Source organism: Paraburkholderia sediminicola, from assembly GCF_046030555.1.
GTDB classification, from domain to species: domain Bacteria; phylum Pseudomonadota; class Gammaproteobacteria; order Burkholderiales; family Burkholderiaceae; genus Paraburkholderia; species Paraburkholderia sediminicola_E.
This window is the reverse complement of record NZ_JAQQCH010000001.1, coordinates 110,822-126,491: the sequence shown is the minus strand read 5'-3', so window position 1 is coordinate 126,491 and position 15,670 is coordinate 110,822. Positions and strand designations below refer to the sequence as shown.

The window sequence follows — 15,670 nt, the reverse complement described above, 5'->3', positions numbered from 1 at the left end:
AGCGCCAAGTATCTCGGCTCGATGCTGGTGCTGGACGAATCCGGCAATATCGTCATTGACTCGGGAAGCGACACACCCCGGCACGGCAATTTCGCCGACCGACCGTACTTCATCGTGCAGCGCGATCACCCGGATGCAGGTCTCTATATCAGCGATCCGTATGAATCGCGCCTGCGTGACGGGTCGCCGAGCATCGCGCTCACCAAGCGCCTATCTCATCCGGACGGCTCGTTCGCCGGCATTGTGCTGCTGGCGGTCAATCTCGAGTACTTCCACACCCTGTTTGCCGGCCTGTCGCTCGGCCCGCACGGCTCGATGTCGCTGATCGGCAGGGACGGTGTCATGATCATGCGGCAACCGTATGACCCCCGCATCATTGGGCGCAATATCAGCGGGGCCAGCACGTTTCGCCGTTTCATGTCTGCGCCGGAAGGGAGTTTCAGCGAAACGGCATCGATCGACGGCATCCGCCGCCTTTACTGGTTCCAGAATTTTCCCCACGCGCCGCTGATTCTCATGGTCGCGGCCGCGGAGCAGGATTTCTACGCGGCATGGTGGCGCCGCGCGTTGACAATCGGTTTGCTGATGTTCGCGTTTGGCGCCGCTTTCGTCGGACTCTCCGTGCTGCTCGGCGTGCAACTGCGCCGCCGCATGCGGGCGGAGTCCGAGTTGCAACTGCTGGCGCGCACCGACGGCCTGACCGGGCTGAACAACCGCCGCAGTCTCGGCGAGATCCTCGACCAGGAGTGGCGCCGCGCGAAGCGCACACGCAGCGCGATGTCGCTGCTGTTCGTCGATATCGACCGCTTCAAGGCCTATAACGACACCTACGGCCACCAGGCCGGTGACGACGCACTCGCGGCGGTGGCCCGCTGTATCAGCGCGAGCATCCGGCGTCCGGCGGACACCGCGGCGCGCTATGGCGGCGAGGAGTTCGTGGTGGTGCTGCCCGACACGGCCGCGTCCGGCGCGTCGGAGATCGCCGAAAGGATCCGCAACGCCATCTGCGAGTGTGCCATCGAGCACGCAGGCAGCGAGTACGGACGCGTGATTGCGAGCATCGGCGTGGTAAGCCGGGTGCCGCTGACAGACGACGACCTGACGGCGGCGATCAAAGCCGCCGACGAGGCGCTCTATAACGCGAAAGCGACCGGCCGGAACAGGGTGTCGCAATCCCAGCCGTCTTGAGTATCGCAACCTCGTCTCGGGTCGCAATCGCAATCGAGCACTGAGTGTACGTGGATCGGGGGTCTGCTTGAGCAGAGCCCAAGCCTGGCGGAATTCGTCCCGGAAGAACTACAGGACAGCTACGAGTCCGCCCGTCGGAACGCCACGTACGACATGCACATCGAGGAATCGACCTTCCCCGACACCTGCCCGTGGACACTCGACCAGATGATGGCGTTTGATATCCGCCTGTGAAAGGACAGCGACGGTACAGGGACCGGTGACGGTCGTCAATGACCTGACCGCGCAGGGCGTGAGCGTGCACGGCCACGAGCACACGGGCCGGTTGCAGCAAGACCGGGCCACCGGGCTGGTGCGCGCGATCAGCATAGCAACTTCGAGCCATATCTACCTCTTTCCAGGCAGCTCCTGACGCACGCGTTCGCAGGCGGCAAGCGTATCGGTCACCCTGTATAGCGCTTCGTCATCGGGTCCATCTTCGTAGACCACGTAGTCGATGCCGTCCGGATTCTCGTGGCGCCTCGTCGTGATCGTGGCTCCGCGGTCCAGCGTGAAGTAGGTGGAGATGAACATTTCCGGCGTTGCCACCATTGGAGCGCACGGCCAATTAGCGTGCCTCTGATCGAGCATGTAACCCAGTTGATGGACGACATGGCCAGTCGCGGAGCCTTGCTCCGGGTTCCCGAAACCTGCCTGGCGCACCTTGGCTATGGCTTTCGCCGCGCCCGCGCGATCCTTGAACGGACCGGCACGTAGCAGCACCTGGTCAGATCCGTCGTCCTGTTTCCTGTGTTAGAAATACGCGGGCACGCCCACCGTCTTGAGCTTCGAAACCCATTCCAGCGCGACCAGGTCGTCATCAAAGACACCGAGCTGCACAGCGAAACGGCTGCCCACCGGCGCGCTCGCCGAACTGCTCTCCGCAGTGGTGGCGGTATCCGCGTATGCGACATGGGCCGCAGCAGCCCATATGACCGCGATAGCGATTATGGTTTTCATGGTTCCCCTTCATTTACCGCTTCACCGGCCGGTCGACGCCACACGGTAGCGAGTGACCTGCTCGCGTGGTCCGGCAAACAGGCGGCGAAAAAGCTGCCGCCGCACCTAAGATGCAGCGGCATTCACAAGCCGCAAGCAACGGAGATCGCGTCGCTTACTGCGTCGATAACGGCAGGGGCGGCGAAAACCTGAACCCGACTGAACCCTACAGAAACAACCTGCCCGGGAAGTGCCCGGGCACGCCGAGCATGAAGGCCGTCAAGTCGTCGGCCAGATTCGGATTCGACAGGTCGTCCAGCAGATCCGTCCCGTCGGCGTCGTCTTCGTGCGCGCGGCCCGCCGCGTAGGCGAAGCGCACCGGCCACGCGAACACATCGGCTACCAGGGTGCCGTCAAGCTCCGGACTTTTTCGTACTCCACGCCCTAATGGGTCTGAATTACCTCGCGGGTTAAAATGCATCTCGCTCCGAACATCACGCGGTTAGAGCGGAGCTATGCCTGGACGTAAAGAACGGGGGCATGCGCCGCTGAATAAATGACGCCGCTCACAAAGCGAAAACACTACAGGAGACACGAGAATGGCGAAGATCACCGGCGGCTGCCTATGCGGCGCAGTGCGTTATGAGTCTGATGGCACACCACTGATGTCACTGCGCTGTCACTGTCGGGACTGTCAATACCTCTCGGGTGGCGAACCCGCCGATGCGCTTGTCGTACCCGCCGCGTCGCTTAAACGCATTAAGGGCGAGGAACGTGTCTACTGGACGGAGGCCAATTCAGGTACGCCGGTGTTCCGCTCGTTTTGCGAAGTGTGTGGCACGCCTCTTTATGCAGGGAACTCGGCGCATACAGACGCGATCGCGATCAAGCTCGGGTCGCTAGACGAGCCCGCCCTCTACCCACCGACTGGTCACATCTGGACCTCATCGGCGCAACTCTGGCATTACATCGACCCAGCGCAGGTCGCATTCGAGCGAAATCCGCCGGACTGAGCTTTTTTCACCGTGATCGGTTTGTCCTGACGGCACCCTGAACCCTACAAAAACAACCTGTCCTGGAAGTAGCCGGGCGTGCCGAGCAGGAAGCGGGTGAGGTCGTCGGCGAGGTTCGCCAGATCCTCCCGCAGGTCGTCCGGCTCCTCCTTCTCCGCATGCGCGCTGACCGCCTCGTAGGCAAAACGCACGGCCCATGCGAACACGTCGGCCGCCAGTGCCTCACGGTTCTCTTCCGGCTCCGGATAGATGTGATCGAGTTGCAGGTACATCCAGTCGACCATGCCGCCGCTGTTCCACTGCCCGACCGGCGCGTAATCCGGATCCCTGCCGAGAAAGATCGTCGCCATCGCGAGGCACGCGCGTGTATCGGCCATAGCCGCCACGCCCCGGTCCTCACGCCCCGCGCCGACCTCGGCCACACGATCGACCACGCTCGCCAGAAAGCCGCGCATCAAGCTGCCGACGACCTCGAGGTCGGCAAGCGATGGCCTGCTGGTCGCGATCAGATCCTGACTGTCGGAAAACAGCCTCAGCCGGCTGATCAAAATTGGCGCGTTTCCTTCACCCGTTCGCCTGTCCCAGCATTGCATCGGATTTCGTGACTCGGAAGTCGATCACTGGATCGCAACGCGCCCTCGCGTGAAGGAGATACCCGAATGAACCAGCACCCAAAAGCGCGGTTGTACGTGAAAAATCCCGAGCCGCAGATCTCGGCGTTCACGCCAACGCAGCTGAAGCGGGAAGTGCTTTCCAAAGCGCTGTCGGCGCTGTCCGCCGGGCACATCACAGGCACGGAAGCCACGAGGTTGGAGGCCGCATTGAGCATGGGCCTCGCGCCACAAAAGGAGCTTCTTCAGCCAGCGCATTTTCGGTGGCGAGCCGCTCTCGAAAGCACTGGGCGGCCAATGGCAGCGTGCCGTCGGCGCACGCGCGAGCCATCCGGCACCAGTCAGGACGTCGGGCGACTTCGGCAGCCAGAAACATCAAGGGGCGTTTGACCGGCTGGTTCGAGAGCTGGCAATGCGATCGCGGAGAAACCATTGAGAACCCGACTGGAAAAGGCACGGCAGCAACTGCATCGGGCGCTGGCGAGCGGTGCCGATACGACCACGCTGCGCGCCGAACTGCGTCAGTTCGAGGCCGAGGCCGCACGCATCGCAGTGGACGACGAGCGTGCGGCCCAGGCCGCCGCCGATGTCACCGCCGCGCGAATCAGTGCCGAGGCCGAGCGCATCGTTGGCGACGCCGATGAACGGCGGCGAACCCTGTTCGCCCGATTCGACATTGAGAACATTAAGGATATCTGATGACGATCAAGGAGCATGCACACTCGCCTCGCGAGTGCCCGCGCAGCCCTCGAAACCACAGAGGCATCAGCGGCAAAGGTTCGGGCCGAAGCTGACGCACTGGAGGCGCGACTGGCGGGCGCGCAGGCGAGACACGCTGCCGCGCTGGCCGACCTGTGCGCTGACACGCTTGACGAGAGCGTAGCGGGTGCCCGCATGACCGTGGCGGACGCCGACGCTGCAGATCTTCGCACGTTGATCGCAGTGGTTCAGCCGAGACTCGAGGAAGCAGAGCAGGTCCGTGATCGTGCCGCCCGGGCCGTACGGGATGCAGAGCACGCCGTCGCGCGTGCGGAGGAGGAAGTCACCATGGCCGAACTCGACGCGAGAATCCGGCACATCGAGGTAACGTTGTGCGCGGCGATCGCCGCGCGTTTCCGGCTTGGCTGCGCGCATGAGAACAGTCCGTATGGCCACACCCTGGCGCCCGACCGAACCGTTGCGCCGCGCCGTCGTCGAGCACGCGGTGCCGGACACCTCGCGCAAGCACAACCTTTCAAATTGATATGCGGTAAACCGCACACACGGTTGGCTTAAGCCTTTGTTTAAGGATGAACTGGGTGTTCTACTTTTCCTTGACGCCGGCTGCGGCACTTGTGGTAACGACTCAAACGGTTGTCTTCGAAGGTGCGGTTCAAACCGTGTCGGTATATCTTTCGGGCAACACCGGCGCAGGCATCTATGCCTATGACGTCTCTGGCAATCTGCTCGGGCAAGCACTTCTGTCGGCTGCGGCAGCCAATCAGCTGCTCTCTGTCACGTCGTCAGGCAACCCGATCACTAGTGTGACCATCCATGACGGTGGCTCTACTTTTGCGATCGATACTTTCACGTTTGAGGCTGGCGTGCCGTTCACGAAATTCGGCACCACGCTTTACGTGGCACCGAAGCTCTCCGCATTCGCGGCCATCGAAACCTTCACACAGGGCGCCACGAGCACGGGCATCAGTCCGCCGACCCAAGCCGTCACGCTGGTCTTCGGCGGCCTTAGCATCAACCTGCCGGCAGGGTCGTTTGTCGCCGACACGCAGCCTCGCATAACTTCGTATGTTTCGCGGCACTGTGAATGGCGTGAGTCTGTACGTGTCCATCAGCACCACGCCTTCGCCACACACCTACCTGCTGTTCGTCATCGGTTCCGGCTACGCCTTCCCGAGCACGACTGCTTCGGTGCCAGTGTCGCTCACCGTCGGGAACAATTTCGGGACCCAGAGTGTGAGGCCGATCGCCGTGAGGCAGCCCCCCGCTTCGCCCTGAAGCTCAGGCCAGCGGCGCGACGTCGACCTCACGCCCTACCTTGGGTGTCTCGAGATTCGGAAACTTGCACCCGTTAAAATGATGCCATCTTCGATGGTGCACAAAAACCTGTTGCTGTTGAAATTGGTCACACAACTGGCTTGCGCAACCCCGGTACAGAGCAAAAGGGCGGAGTTCGGCCACAATTCCGGACGTCCGGCTACAGCGCGCGGCCGCCTCTTGAAAAATCTAAAGCGGACGCCCGCAAATCGTTTATATGAAACTTCGCAGGCGGCACCACTAGATGTCGAGAATACCAGCCGCCAGGAATCCACCGTCGACCGCCACCATGTGACCGGTTATATAACCCGCGCGCTCCGAACACAGGAACGACACCGTCCCGGCGATATCGGAGGGCTCGCCATACCGCCGCATCGGCACGGTACGGTGATAGCCCTTGCGTGTTTCGGTCGAGTGATGGTCGCGCGTGAGTGGCGTTTCGATCGGCCCCGGCGCAATGGCGTTGACTGTGATCCCCGCTTCGGCGAGTTCGACGGCCATTTGTCTCGTGAGCCCGATCAAGGCAGCCTTGGATGTGCCGTACGCAGTGCGCCCCGCGCTCGCCCGAACGCCGCTAATGGACGCGATATTGACGATACGTCCCCAGCCGCGAATCGACATCAGGCGGGCAGCGCGCTGCCCGCACAGCATCGGTCCGGTGACGTTGGTGGCGAGCACGCGTGACCAGACGTCGAAGGGACAATCGAGAAACGAGGCCACGCCCGCAATGCCCGCGTTGTTGATCAGCACGTCGCACCGGCCGAATGTCTGCTCGATTTCAGCAAAAGCCGTGTCGACCGACGAGGGATCGGCAACGTCGAGATAAAGTACATACGCGCTGCCCTTTGCCGCATCAATAGCTGCCACGTGCGCGCGGGCCGCGTCGAGGTTGATGTCGGCAACGGCCACCATGAAGCCATCCGCCGCAAGTGCGCCGGCGATCGCGGCGCCAATGCCCGTCGCGCCACCCGTGACTAAGGCGACGGGTAGCGCCGAATCGTCACTTGTACTCCGTTGAGACGCGTGGGATGCATTCATTGCTGGCTCCCTGCGGGAAGGGTGTTCGCCGGAGTCTTCGAGTTCGTCCGGTTGACGAGCGCGGCCGGGACCACGAACACCAGCAGCACGCCAACTACTGCGGCAATGGCAAGCGCGTACATGCCCGATGCCGTGCTGCCGGTCGAGTCGGTTACTACACCAACCAGATACGGCGCAACGAAGCCCGATAGATTGCCGATCGACGTGATCAGCGCGAAGCCCGTCGCGGCCGTTGCCCCTTTCAGAAACGCCGTGGGCAAATTCCAGAACAACGGAATGGTCGTTACGATGCCTGCCATTGCAGCGATCAACGCGACGAACGACCACATCGGCGTGGCGCGCAGCAATACGCTGAGAACGAGGCAGACTGCGCCGATCAGCCCGGCTAACGCGAGATGCTTGCGGCGCTCGCCGGTGCGATCCGAGTTCCAGGCCAGCACGAGCATCGTCACGACGGCGGCTGCGTAGGGTAGCGCGGTCATCAGGCCGATCTGGCGGATGCCGGTGAAGCCCAGCGCCTTAACGAGCGTCGGCAGCCAGAAGCTGACACCATACAGCGCGGCTACGAAGGCAAAATAAATCACGCAAAGCAACCAGACTCGGGCATCGGACAAACCGCGTGCGAAGCTCCCCGAATGATGCGCGGTCACTCCGCCCACCTCGGCCTTGAGTGCCGCTTTCTCCGACGCGTCGAGCCACGTGGCGTCGTCGATGCGATCGGGCACGAGGAACCAGAATGCAATACCGCAGAGGATGGCGGGCAGGCCCTCGCACAGGAACATCCATTGCCAGCCGCGCAGCGCGGCGAAGTCCGGTGCCGAGGTCATCAGCCAGGCGGAAAGCGGGCTGCCGATCACGCCGGAGATCGGCAAGGCGGTCATGAAAATGGCGATGATCCGGCCGCGAGTGCGTGCCGGAAACCATTGACTGACATAAAGCATGATGCCCGGAGAGAAACCCGCTTCGGCAACGCCCAGCAGAAAGCGCACGACGTAGAACGACTTGGGCCCAACCACGAACATCGTGCAGGCGGACAAGACGCCCCATGTCAGCAAAATTCGTGTGATCCATACCCGCGCGCCGAGCCGATGCAGCAGCATGTTGCTCGGCACCTCGAACATGCAATAGCCGATGAAGAAGATTCCCGCACCCAGCCCGTACGCGGTATTCGACAGACCGATGTCCGGCGCCATCTGCAGCTTGGCGAAGGCGACGTTGACTTTGTCCAGTTGATTGACGATCAGGCTGATCAGGATCACCGGAATCAGGCGCCAGAATAGCTTCGCGTCGGTCGCCCGGTCCACCGGCGCAGGGAAAGTCGTCTCGAGGGTTCCACTCATCTTCGTCTCCATTGACACACCCGATCCTGTCGGCGTAAATTGTTATCAATTGATAATATATACCGCTCAGCGTGGCAACGAAAACGCTTATCGTGTCGGGATAATCCCTAACGCTGGGCCGGCCCGCAGAACCGATTTCTCAGGAGGCGACGTGGATTACAACGGCAAGACAGTGGCAATTACAGGCGCCGCGAGCGGCATTGGCTACGCAACTGCGCAGGCTGCAGCGCAGCAGGGCGCGCGAATCGTCGCGCTTGATCGCGATACGGGCGCGCTGGAAACCATGCAGGCGGAGTTTGCGGGCAAGGGTTGGACGATCACGCCGGTGGAGGTCGACATCGGGTCCGAAGCGTCGATTCGTGCCGCGGTGGAGCAAGGCATGGCGTCCGTCGAGCGCGTTGATCTGCTCGTCAATAGCGCGGGAATCGTCTCGCGCGGCATGTTCGAAACCACGACTGGCGACGAGTGGCAGCGCGTGCTTTCGATCAACCTGTCGGGCAGTTTCTTCTGTCTGCAGCAAATGGTGCCGCTGCTGAGAGCGGGGACGGGCCGCGCGGTGGTGAACGTCGCGTCGCTGGCGGCCAAACGCGTGTCCTACACGGGCGGAGTCAGCTATACGGCGGCAAAGGCCGGCATGCTCGGCCTGACGCGGCACGCCGCATTCGAGTTGGCCCACGAGGGCATTCGCGTGAACGCGGTGTGTCCTGGCCCGGTGCTGACCGCGATGACGCAGCGCGTCATCTCCGAGGAAGAACAGCGCAAAGTGGCCGAGATGGTGCCGCTAGGCGATTGGCTCAGCCCGCAGGACGTGGCCGCTTCGATTCTTTTCCTCGGCAGTTCTGCTGCGCGAATGATTACCGGAACGACGCTGGATATAGACGGCGGATTGTCGCTCGTGACCGGCGCGTCGTTCGAATCGTACCGGAACGCACGTCAGTAGTCCGACGCGGATGGCGTGGCGCCGCCTTCACGCGCTTTTGCGCTTGCCGCCAAACAACGCGAGCGAGAGGCGCTCGACGTCCTCCGACGAGTAAGCGGTGCTCGTAATCAGTCGGTCGAGCAGGCCATTGAGCGCGACCGTTTCAACCGCGCTCAAATCGCGTAGCGCAAAGGTTTGTACCTCGAGCACGATCTTCATGCCGGCTTCGTACGCGCTACGGCCGGGTTTCGTCAGCGTGTAACGGGTGGCGCGGCCATCGTTCGGATCGGGCACGGCAACGACGAGATTCAGGTCGCGCAATTTCAGCAGGCTGCGCCCGGTTTGCACCGGCGTGAGCAGCATGTCGCGGCCGATTTCCGTTGGGATGCTGCCGGGTGCATCCGCCAGTTTGACGAGTACGCGCCAGTCCAACACCCGAATCTCCAGATGTCGCGCGAACAGTTCCTCGGCCATGTCGAGAATGGATTCGGCGACCCGGCGAACCCGATAGGCAGGCAGTTGTTTGAATTGCATGGCGGTTTCAATGACAGTGCTGTGCGCACGATTCTATGCGAGTTGCCCGTGTGACCGAAAGAAGCGTTGACGGCAGGCACGAGCTACATCTATATTATATCAAATGATAATATCGTCGATGACTATTCCGGATAACATGGAGGCGGCAATGAATGCATCAGTTGAATTGAGTAGCGGCGCACGGGGTCAACGGGAGGCAGGCGTCTATGTTTTTGACGTCTCCGACAACCCATGGCAGGGAGTGGGCAAAAGCGGACTAGCGCAAAAGATCGTGCGCCGCGACGACCGAACGGGCCACTCGTTCGGCTTCATGTCGTTCGACACCTTGGCGCGCACAGGCGTGCATCAGCATCTTGGCACTGCGTTCAGCTATTTTCTGTCCGGCGCGCTGACGGACTATCAGGGCACCGCGTGCGCCGGACAACTCGGCGTCAACTTCGCGGGCTCGACACACGATGCGATTGCGTATCTGCCCACGCTAACCGTCGGACGCATGGAAGGGCCGGTCGCGTATGGCGCAGACGTGACGCACTCCCTGCACGCGGGCAATCGCCACACGAGCTTCGAAAACGAATTCCCCGAGCATTTGCCCGATTTGAGTATCGGGCTCGATATGGTGCAGGTGAGCGGCACGCGCGTCGCCGGATTGACGCGCCGACTCGTGTACGACTATGCGCATACGCGTCTCATGCGTCGGATGACGCAACTCATGCTTTTGCCGGGCACCAAGGTACCGGCGCATCGGCTCGGCGGGCTAGTCGACATGTTCGTTCTTGCCGGCGATGTTTCGTTCGTCGCGCGCGATGTAGGGTCGACGGCGAAAGCGGGCGACTTCGTTGTGATGGAACCGGACACGCAGGTGGCGTTTTCGTCGCGTTACGGCGCGAGCCTGCTCGTATGGGCCGACGGGCCGTCCGTCTGGGAGGACGGCCCGCTCAGTCCGGAACTTTATGGCTTCACGTCTGCACACGGCGATCCTTTACGGTTTGGAAATCGCGCGCCTTCAGACTTTAACTGCAACTGAGTCTTAAACTTGTCGGTCACGTTAGCGCGTTGTTTCCAGAGTCTGCATTGACGATGCGCTATAACGCGCCCAGTCGGGTGCTCCGATGGCTGTTGAGGATTCGATAGCTGTCGTTCGCAAAGACCGGGGCGATGGGCCGAAGTGGGTCGCGTGCGGCCGATCATCATCTGGCTGAGTGCGGCCAAAAGCAGCCATTCGCCTTGGCGCCTGTCAGGGCACGCGAAAGACCGGTCCGCATCGACTGCGGACCACCACCATTCGCCGACTTCGCGGCGATATCCGCTGCGTGGGGTGGTCTGACGCGCAATATCTCAATGCCGGATTCCGCCGCGGAAGTTTGCCTGTTTGTCATACGGCCCATGAGCGGTACGGGGGCCTGCGGTCAAGCTATCGGTGCAGCAGACCGGATCTGCGTCGCGTCGATGACAGTGGGCGCACCGCTCCCTACGAGTTGTTAGAACAGGTGCTTGATACCGACCCGGGACAGGAATTGCTCGTTGGATGACGATGTCCCCGCCAGCGCGATCGACGCCACAGTGCCGGTACCAAAGGCGCGCTGCGCTTGCAGGTCAAGGTAAATGTCTGTGCTCCTGGACAACAGATAGTCAATGCCGCCTGACCACGTCACCCAACGCGACGCGTCGAGCTTGTCATAGCTAAGCTTTGTAGCAAGCACGAGGTCCGGCAATGGACGGTATTCACCGCCGACGTGGAGTACCTGGTCCTGTGCCGTGTTGTTCCCAAGTTTAAGATGGGTATTGGTATAGAGCGCCGACGCGCGCCACGAGCCAAAAGCGTACGCCGCACCGGCGCCGAGGATACGCTGGTTATCAACGAGTAAGGTGGTGGAGGGAACGATCGGTCGCCCGAACATGGCTGGCGCCCCCGTTAAGCCCGCATAGACAGGCGCGCCGTTGATGTCGGTGTAGTAGGCGCCAGCGGAAAAGCCCTCTCTGGCATATTGCACTGTGGCACTGAACGCCCGACCGGCGTTGGTCGTGGTGTTACCGGTATTAGATGCGAAACTGTACTGCATGCCAGCCGACAGCCCGCCGAAGCTGCGTGTCATGAATTGCACGGTGTTATTCAGGCGCTCACCCGAAACGCGGTCGAGGTCGGCGTTCTCGACGCTGTAAATGCCACAGGACAAACACGGAAGGAAACGGAGCATGGTGATGCCGAAGTCGTACTGGCGCCCGAGCGTCAAATCCCCTATGGTCGCGTCGCTGAGTCCGATATAAGCCTGCTTGCCGAACAGCAGTCCACCTTGCCCCGCCATGCCGGTGTCCACCGAGTAGCCGTTTTCGAGCTTGAAGATGGCGCGCATTCCGCCGCCAAGGTCCTCAGTGCCCGAAAAGCCTAAGGAGTTGTTCTTGTTGATGCCGTCGGCCATGGCGACGGACGAATTTCCGCGAACGTTCGTCACGAATGTGACGCCGGCGTCGAGGCTGCCGAACATAGTCACACTCGACTGCGCGTACGCAGCGGTAGTCAGGCTGGCCAGCACGAGGCCGGCGATGGTCAAACGTTTCATGTCTCTCTCCGTCTGTTTTTGGTCGATGTTTTTGTACGCACGCGTCCCTGCCGGGCGCATGTGCGGCATGCAAGGAGCGTAGATTGGGAATTCGGCGGCGCACGCGGCGCCAGCGGCCGGACCTATTTCAATACGTCTACGTCGCGTGTTTCTGGAACCATCGCCATCGCGGCGAGGCTGAGCGCGCTGGCAGCAGCCAGGTACCAGGCCGGAGCCATCGGGCTTCCAGTCCAGGCGATGAGTGCGGTGACGGCAAACTGCGTGGTGCCACCGAACAGCGTGGTGCCAATCGCATAGACGAGGGATACGCCAGTGCTGCGGAAGGCGGTAGGGAGGAGTTCCGGTATAACCACCATCGCGGCCGTGGCGCTCATCGCAGTCAGTCCGGCCAGGGTGACGATCACCGTCAAGAAACGGCCTATGCCTGGCGCCGCGTCCAGCCAAAGGAACATCGGCACGATCAACAGCATCAGCAGCACGCACGGCACAACCAGCACGAGCTTGCGGCCACGCATGTCGGACAGCAAGCCGCCAAGCAACGCAAAAGCGAATGTCAACACGCCGCCGACCAGAGGAGCTGTCTGGGCGATCGTCGGAGGTAGTTTCAGCGTATGGATCGCATAGGTCGTCATGTAGTTACCAATCTGGGACGAAACCGCGCCCGACAACGTGATCAACACCCCCAGCACCAGGTAGCGCCGGTGTTTTCGAACTACGCCACCAACGATTTCGGAAGTGGTCCGCGCGTCGTTACCCTCCAGGGTCTCAGGCAGGCTGCGGCGGATATAGAGGGCAACCGGCACGAGCGCAAGGCTTACCAGGAACGGAATGCGCCAGCCCCACGCAGCCAGTTGGTCGGCGCTCAGTGACATCGATACCGCGACACCAAGCATTCCTCCCACGGCTACGGCGATGCCTTGGCTCGCCAGTTGCCAGCTCGCGTATAGCGCGCGCCGGTTGGGCGGCGCGGCTTCGATCAGGAGCGCCGTTGCAGGGCCGACTTCACCACCTAGCGCCAGCCCCTGTATTAGCCGACAGGCCACTACGATGGCCGGAGCAGCGATGCCGATGCTGGCATAGGCCGGTGTCACCGCCATACCTAGCGTACCGACCGTGATCAGTCCAACCGTCAGGATCATGGCGGGCTTGCGACCTGCACGATCCGCGAAAGCGCCAATCAGTACCGCGCCAAGAGGACGGGTGAAGAACCCCACGCCGAAGGTCGCCGCCGACAGCAGCAGGCTGCCGAACTGGCCGCTAACGGGGAAGAAAGTGCGCCCGATATAGACCGCAAAGTAGGCATAGATGACGAAGTCGTAGAATTCAAGCGCGTTTCCAGCGACGGCGGCAGCCACGGCTTTGCGGCTGATGGCCGCGCGGGCGGCACGGACCGGGTTGGTCCCTCCTGTGCCACAGGCGCCCGGCCGCACATTGGAGGGGTCGATGATGGTAGTGCGCATAGTGTCTCCGTGTTTATCGTTCTGCGGTTCTGTCGTAGCCGCTCAGACGGTCCGGGCCCGGGTGGTGTCGTCCTGCAAGCCGTCCACGGTCTGCAGAAAAACGTCGCGGCCTTGTTCCCAAATCGCGGACTGCCAGTTGTCGTCCTGCGGGTAGAACGCGTCCTTGAACGTCTGGCGAATCGCGGCTGCCTGGCGCGTGTCCGCGCTGCCGTGGCGATGCAGCCAGTGCTCGGCGCGCATGGCGGGCAGCACGACTGAAAGCGGGTGCGTGCCGAACTCCAGGCAGATATTTGTTTGCTCGGACTGCCCGCATTCCTCGAACTGACCGAACTGGATCGGCCCAGTCATCGGGATGCTGGTCGACGTACCGAGATTGACCGACGTGACACAGTCACCCCACCACCGCCTGGCGCGTGCGAGCGTCTGCGCCTCGTCGGGACAGGCGAAGATCCGTTCGCCGTAGGCATACGGGCCAAGGCCGGTATGCACATCGATCGAGCCGATCCGCCTGCACTGCTGAGCATATTTGCGCAGGATCTGGCGAAACGTGAGGTTGCTCCAGGCTGGCTCACGACCACCGTAGTGAATGCCATCCTCAAATGCGTACTGCCCAAGACCGACCGCTCGTTGATAGCCACGCATCCCCCACTGCCGGCGCAGGATGTCGAGTGTCGATTCGTTTTCGTCGGTTGGCGGCCACTCGGGAGGAAGCAGCAGGTCGTGGATGTCGGCGTACCGGTCATTAACCGGTAACGGTACGGAGAAGTCGACGAAGTTGCGGTTCAGGTCGATATTCTCCTGCGTCGCACGGCGCGAGTGCGAGAAGCCATACGGATTGATTGCGTGGATATGCAATACGGCGGTATCGGGTGCGGTGACCGGACCCAGACCCAGCACGCCGGTCTGGATCGCGGACCCGCAATATCCTTCGACCCCGTGCACACCACTGATCAGGATAACCAGGCGAGTGGCGTCACGCGGACCATCGAACACGACGTCCGTCGCGAGTGTTTCTCCAGAGGCACCGCTGAGGGGCAAAATGGTTGAATCGATCGCCAGCCCGCGCAGGGTGGCGGCGCGACAGAACTTTTCACGGGCTTCCGCATAGTCGCGGCTGAACAGAGTGCGGCTTTCGTTGATGAACATGGTGTGATGGGATTCTTTTAGCTGGCCGGCCGGATGGCCGCGCATCATGGGCGGATGGCTTGTTCGCGTTCGCGCTGGCGCATACGGCATGCATTGCCGAAGGCGGTAAAAATCGCGCGAGATAGCCGGCAGTCGTCAATCCTCATTTCCGGATGCCACTGGACCGCGAGGGTGAATTGAGGCGCGTCGGCAATCGAAAATGCCTCGACAAGGCCGTCGGGCGCCGTGGCTTCCGGACGCAAACCATCGCCAAGCCGGTCGATGCCTTGGTGATGCAATGAGTTCACCTGAATGACAGCCTCGCTAGCGAGACCTTCCAGCACGCCACCAGGGATAACCTGGATCGGGTGACTGTTGTCGTACCAGCGCTCGATCGGTCTGTCGTGATCGCCTTCGCGATGATCGAGACGCCCCGGTTGTTCGTGGACGGCGGCTTCGAGCGTGCCCTTGTGGATCACGTTGAGTTCCTGTAAGCCGCGGCAGATACCGAGTACGGGCAGACCGCCCCGGATCAGCGTGGGTAGCATTCCGAGCACAGCGGCGTCACGATACGTGTCCTGTCGCGTGGAAGCAGGCAGCGGAGGAGCACCGTAGCGCTCGGCGGCGACATTGGAGGGGCTGCCGGTCAGCACAATGCCGTCCAAAGTACCGAGCAACGTAGCGCCATCGAGTGCCTCGGCGGCGGCTGGAAGCATCACCGGCATGGCCCGTGCGATCTCGCTGACAGCGCGCACGTAGCCGTGGAGTACGGAATGGCCGCGATGCCCATGAAATTCGATGGAGTCGGCAATGATGCCGACAACTGGACGGCGCGGTGATCTGGTCTGAAAAACAGGCATGAAGTATCGGTT

Annotated in this window: 21 protein-coding genes; 9 read left to right on the top strand and 12 right to left on the bottom strand. The window is 62.0% G+C overall.

Annotated elements, in window-relative coordinates:
• The first annotated feature begins 21 nt into the window (after positions 1–21).
• Both PQQ52_RS00565 and PQQ52_RS00560 read left to right on the top strand, forming a co-directional pair.
• Positions 22–1,188, top strand: coding sequence for a diguanylate cyclase (locus tag PQQ52_RS00565; RefSeq protein ID WP_494478221.1), 1,167 nt, complete (start codon positions 22–24; stop codon positions 1,186–1,188).
• 54 nt (positions 1,189–1,242) lie between these two features.
• Positions 1,243–1,422 (top strand): DUF29 family protein, encoded by a 180-nt coding sequence (locus PQQ52_RS00560; RefSeq protein WP_408206755.1) that lies wholly within the window; start codon positions 1,243–1,245, stop codon positions 1,420–1,422.
• Positions 1,423–1,575: 153 nt separating this feature from the next.
• On the opposite strand, the gene PQQ52_RS00555 is transcribed toward PQQ52_RS00560, so the two are convergent.
• The 3 genes from PQQ52_RS00555 to PQQ52_RS00545 form a co-directional block, all read right to left on the bottom strand.
• Positions 1,576–1,950 carry a hypothetical protein gene (locus tag PQQ52_RS00555; RefSeq protein ID WP_408205880.1) on the bottom strand — a complete coding sequence of 125 codons (375 nt, stop codon included), beginning with the start codon at positions 1,948–1,950 and terminating at the stop codon, positions 1,576–1,578.
• Between the two features lie 30 nt (positions 1,951–1,980).
• Positions 1,981–2,187 carry an SPOR domain-containing protein gene (locus PQQ52_RS00550; RefSeq protein WP_408205878.1) on the bottom strand — a complete coding sequence of 69 codons (207 nt, stop codon included), beginning with the start codon at positions 2,185–2,187 and terminating at the stop codon, positions 1,981–1,983.
• 205 nt (positions 2,188–2,392) lie between these two features.
• Positions 2,393–2,560: a hypothetical protein gene (locus PQQ52_RS00545; protein WP_408205876.1), complete on the bottom strand. Its 168-nt coding sequence runs from the start codon at positions 2,558–2,560 to the stop codon at positions 2,393–2,395.
• A 205-nt stretch (positions 2,561–2,765) separates the two neighbouring features.
• Here PQQ52_RS00545 and PQQ52_RS00540 point away from each other — a divergent pair, with 205 nt between their 5' ends.
• On the top strand, positions 2,766–3,179 hold the full coding sequence (locus PQQ52_RS00540; RefSeq protein WP_408205874.1) for a GFA family protein: 414 nt from the start codon (positions 2,766–2,768) through the stop codon (positions 3,177–3,179).
• A 44-nt stretch (positions 3,180–3,223) separates the two neighbouring features.
• On the opposite strand, the gene PQQ52_RS00535 is transcribed toward PQQ52_RS00540, so the two are convergent.
• Positions 3,224–3,772 (bottom strand): hypothetical protein, encoded by a 549-nt coding sequence (locus PQQ52_RS00535; RefSeq protein WP_408205872.1) that lies wholly within the window; start codon positions 3,770–3,772, stop codon positions 3,224–3,226.
• On the opposite strand from PQQ52_RS00535, the gene PQQ52_RS00530 reads away from it, so the two are divergent.
• The 3 genes from PQQ52_RS00530 to PQQ52_RS00520 are packed head-to-tail and all read left to right on the top strand — an operon-like array spanning position 3,720 to position 4,489.
• Positions 3,720–3,842, top strand: a complete 123-nt coding sequence (locus PQQ52_RS00530) for a helix-turn-helix transcriptional regulator (protein ID WP_408206753.1) — start codon at positions 3,720–3,722, stop codon at positions 3,840–3,842. The genes PQQ52_RS00535 and PQQ52_RS00530 overlap by 53 nt on opposite strands.
• A complete protein-coding gene (locus PQQ52_RS00525) occupies positions 3,839–4,180 on the top strand; it encodes a hypothetical protein (protein ID WP_408205870.1) in 342 nt (113 codons plus the stop codon). The genes PQQ52_RS00530 and PQQ52_RS00525 overlap by 4 nt, the downstream gene beginning before the upstream one ends.
• Before the next feature lie 42 nt (positions 4,181–4,222).
• Positions 4,223–4,489 carry a hypothetical protein gene (locus PQQ52_RS00520; RefSeq protein WP_408205868.1) on the top strand — a complete coding sequence of 89 codons (267 nt, stop codon included), beginning with the start codon at positions 4,223–4,225 and terminating at the stop codon, positions 4,487–4,489.
• Between the two features lie 66 nt (positions 4,490–4,555).
• Here the strand turns inward: PQQ52_RS00520 and PQQ52_RS00515 are convergent, their stop codons facing one another.
• On the bottom strand, positions 4,556–4,924 hold the full coding sequence (locus PQQ52_RS00515) for a hypothetical protein (RefSeq protein WP_408205866.1): 369 nt from the start codon (positions 4,922–4,924) through the stop codon (positions 4,556–4,558).
• 155 nt (positions 4,925–5,079) lie between these two features.
• On the opposite strand from PQQ52_RS00515, the gene PQQ52_RS00510 reads away from it, so the two are divergent.
• The gene (locus PQQ52_RS00510) at positions 5,080–5,862 is read left to right on the top strand and encodes a hypothetical protein (protein WP_408205864.1); all 783 of its coding nucleotides are present in this window, start codon (positions 5,080–5,082) and stop codon (positions 5,860–5,862) included.
• Positions 5,863–6,064: 202 nt separating this feature from the next.
• On the opposite strand, the gene PQQ52_RS00505 is transcribed toward PQQ52_RS00510, so the two are convergent.
• Together PQQ52_RS00505 and PQQ52_RS00500 are read right to left on the bottom strand one after the other, a co-directional pair.
• Entirely contained in the window at positions 6,065–6,862 is a 798-nt protein-coding gene (locus PQQ52_RS00505) for an SDR family NAD(P)-dependent oxidoreductase (RefSeq protein WP_408205862.1), read from the bottom strand.
• Positions 6,859–8,202 carry an MFS transporter gene (locus tag PQQ52_RS00500; RefSeq protein ID WP_408205860.1) on the bottom strand — a complete coding sequence of 448 codons (1,344 nt, stop codon included), beginning with the start codon at positions 8,200–8,202 and terminating at the stop codon, positions 6,859–6,861. The genes PQQ52_RS00505 and PQQ52_RS00500 overlap by 4 nt, the downstream gene beginning before the upstream one ends.
• 151 nt (positions 8,203–8,353) lie before the next feature.
• On the opposite strand from PQQ52_RS00500, the gene PQQ52_RS00495 reads away from it, so the two are divergent.
• The gene (locus PQQ52_RS00495; RefSeq protein WP_408205858.1) at positions 8,354–9,142 is read left to right on the top strand and encodes an SDR family NAD(P)-dependent oxidoreductase; all 789 of its coding nucleotides are present in this window, start codon (positions 8,354–8,356) and stop codon (positions 9,140–9,142) included.
• Between the two features lie 27 nt (positions 9,143–9,169).
• On the opposite strand, the gene PQQ52_RS00490 is transcribed toward PQQ52_RS00495, so the two are convergent.
• A complete protein-coding gene (locus PQQ52_RS00490) occupies positions 9,170–9,655 on the bottom strand; it encodes a MarR family winged helix-turn-helix transcriptional regulator (protein ID WP_408205856.1) in 486 nt (161 codons plus the stop codon).
• Between the two features lie 148 nt (positions 9,656–9,803).
• On the opposite strand from PQQ52_RS00490, the gene PQQ52_RS00485 reads away from it, so the two are divergent.
• Positions 9,804–10,679, top strand: coding sequence for a cupin domain-containing protein (locus PQQ52_RS00485; protein WP_408205854.1), 876 nt, complete (start codon positions 9,804–9,806; stop codon positions 10,677–10,679).
• A 454-nt stretch (positions 10,680–11,133) separates the two neighbouring features.
• Here the strand turns inward: PQQ52_RS00485 and PQQ52_RS00480 are convergent, their stop codons facing one another.
• The 4 genes from PQQ52_RS00480 to PQQ52_RS00465 all read right to left on the bottom strand — a co-directional run bounded on the left by PQQ52_RS00480 (position 11,134) and on the right by PQQ52_RS00465 (position 15,658).
• Positions 11,134–12,213, bottom strand: coding sequence for a porin (locus PQQ52_RS00480; protein ID WP_408205852.1), 1,080 nt, complete (start codon positions 12,211–12,213; stop codon positions 11,134–11,136).
• A 122-nt stretch (positions 12,214–12,335) separates the two neighbouring features.
• Positions 12,336–13,673, bottom strand: a complete 1,338-nt coding sequence (locus PQQ52_RS00475; RefSeq protein ID WP_408205850.1) for an MFS transporter — start codon at positions 13,671–13,673, stop codon at positions 12,336–12,338.
• Between the two features lie 42 nt (positions 13,674–13,715).
• Positions 13,716–14,867 carry a M14 family metallopeptidase gene (locus PQQ52_RS00470; protein WP_408205848.1) on the bottom strand — a complete coding sequence of 384 codons (1,152 nt, stop codon included), beginning with the start codon at positions 14,865–14,867 and terminating at the stop codon, positions 13,716–13,718.
• Positions 14,864–15,658, bottom strand: a complete 795-nt coding sequence (locus PQQ52_RS00465) for a gamma-glutamyl-gamma-aminobutyrate hydrolase family protein (RefSeq protein WP_408205846.1) — start codon at positions 15,656–15,658, stop codon at positions 14,864–14,866. Before PQQ52_RS00465 ends, PQQ52_RS00470 begins: the two co-directional genes overlap by 4 nt.
• Between the last annotated feature and the right edge of the window lie 12 nt (positions 15,659–15,670).

What these genes read in the sequence shown, in the direction of transcription:
- PQQ52_RS00565 (WP_494478221.1), top strand. Translation starts at nt 22, where the DNA reads ATGCTGGTGCTGGACGAATCCGGCAATATCGTCATTGACTCGGGAAGC.
- PQQ52_RS00550 (WP_408205878.1), bottom strand. Translation starts at nt 2,187, where the DNA reads ATGAAAACCATAATCGCTATCGCGGTCATATGGGCTGCTGCGGCCCAT.
- PQQ52_RS00540 (WP_408205874.1), top strand. Translation starts at nt 2,766, where the DNA reads ATGGCGAAGATCACCGGCGGCTGCCTATGCGGCGCAGTGCGTTATGAG.
- PQQ52_RS00535 (WP_408205872.1), bottom strand. Translation starts at nt 3,772, where the DNA reads ATGCAATGCTGGGACAGGCGAACGGGTGAAGGAAACGCGCCAATTTTG.
- PQQ52_RS00525 (WP_408205870.1), top strand. Translation starts at nt 3,839, where the DNA reads ATGAACCAGCACCCAAAAGCGCGGTTGTACGTGAAAAATCCCGAGCCG.
- PQQ52_RS00515 (WP_408205866.1), bottom strand. Translation starts at nt 4,924, where the DNA reads ATGCGCGCAGCCAAGCCGGAAACGCGCGGCGATCGCCGCGCACAACGT.
- PQQ52_RS00510 (WP_408205864.1), top strand. Translation starts at nt 5,080, where the DNA reads ATGAACTGGGTGTTCTACTTTTCCTTGACGCCGGCTGCGGCACTTGTG.
- PQQ52_RS00505 (WP_408205862.1), bottom strand. Translation starts at nt 6,862, where the DNA reads ATGAATGCATCCCACGCGTCTCAACGGAGTACAAGTGACGATTCGGCG.
- PQQ52_RS00500 (WP_408205860.1), bottom strand. Translation starts at nt 8,202, where the DNA reads ATGAGTGGAACCCTCGAGACGACTTTCCCTGCGCCGGTGGACCGGGCG.
- PQQ52_RS00490 (WP_408205856.1), bottom strand. Translation starts at nt 9,655, where the DNA reads ATGCAATTCAAACAACTGCCTGCCTATCGGGTTCGCCGGGTCGCCGAA.
- PQQ52_RS00485 (WP_408205854.1), top strand. Translation starts at nt 9,804, where the DNA reads ATGAATGCATCAGTTGAATTGAGTAGCGGCGCACGGGGTCAACGGGAG.
- PQQ52_RS00480 (WP_408205852.1), bottom strand. Translation starts at nt 12,213, where the DNA reads ATGAAACGTTTGACCATCGCCGGCCTCGTGCTGGCCAGCCTGACTACC.
- PQQ52_RS00475 (WP_408205850.1), bottom strand. Translation starts at nt 13,673, where the DNA reads ATGCGCACTACCATCATCGACCCCTCCAATGTGCGGCCGGGCGCCTGT.
- PQQ52_RS00470 (WP_408205848.1), bottom strand. Translation starts at nt 14,867, where the DNA reads ATGATGCGCGGCCATCCGGCCGGCCAGCTAAAAGAATCCCATCACACC.
- PQQ52_RS00465 (WP_408205846.1), bottom strand. Translation starts at nt 15,658, where the DNA reads ATGCCTGTTTTTCAGACCAGATCACCGCGCCGTCCAGTTGTCGGCATC.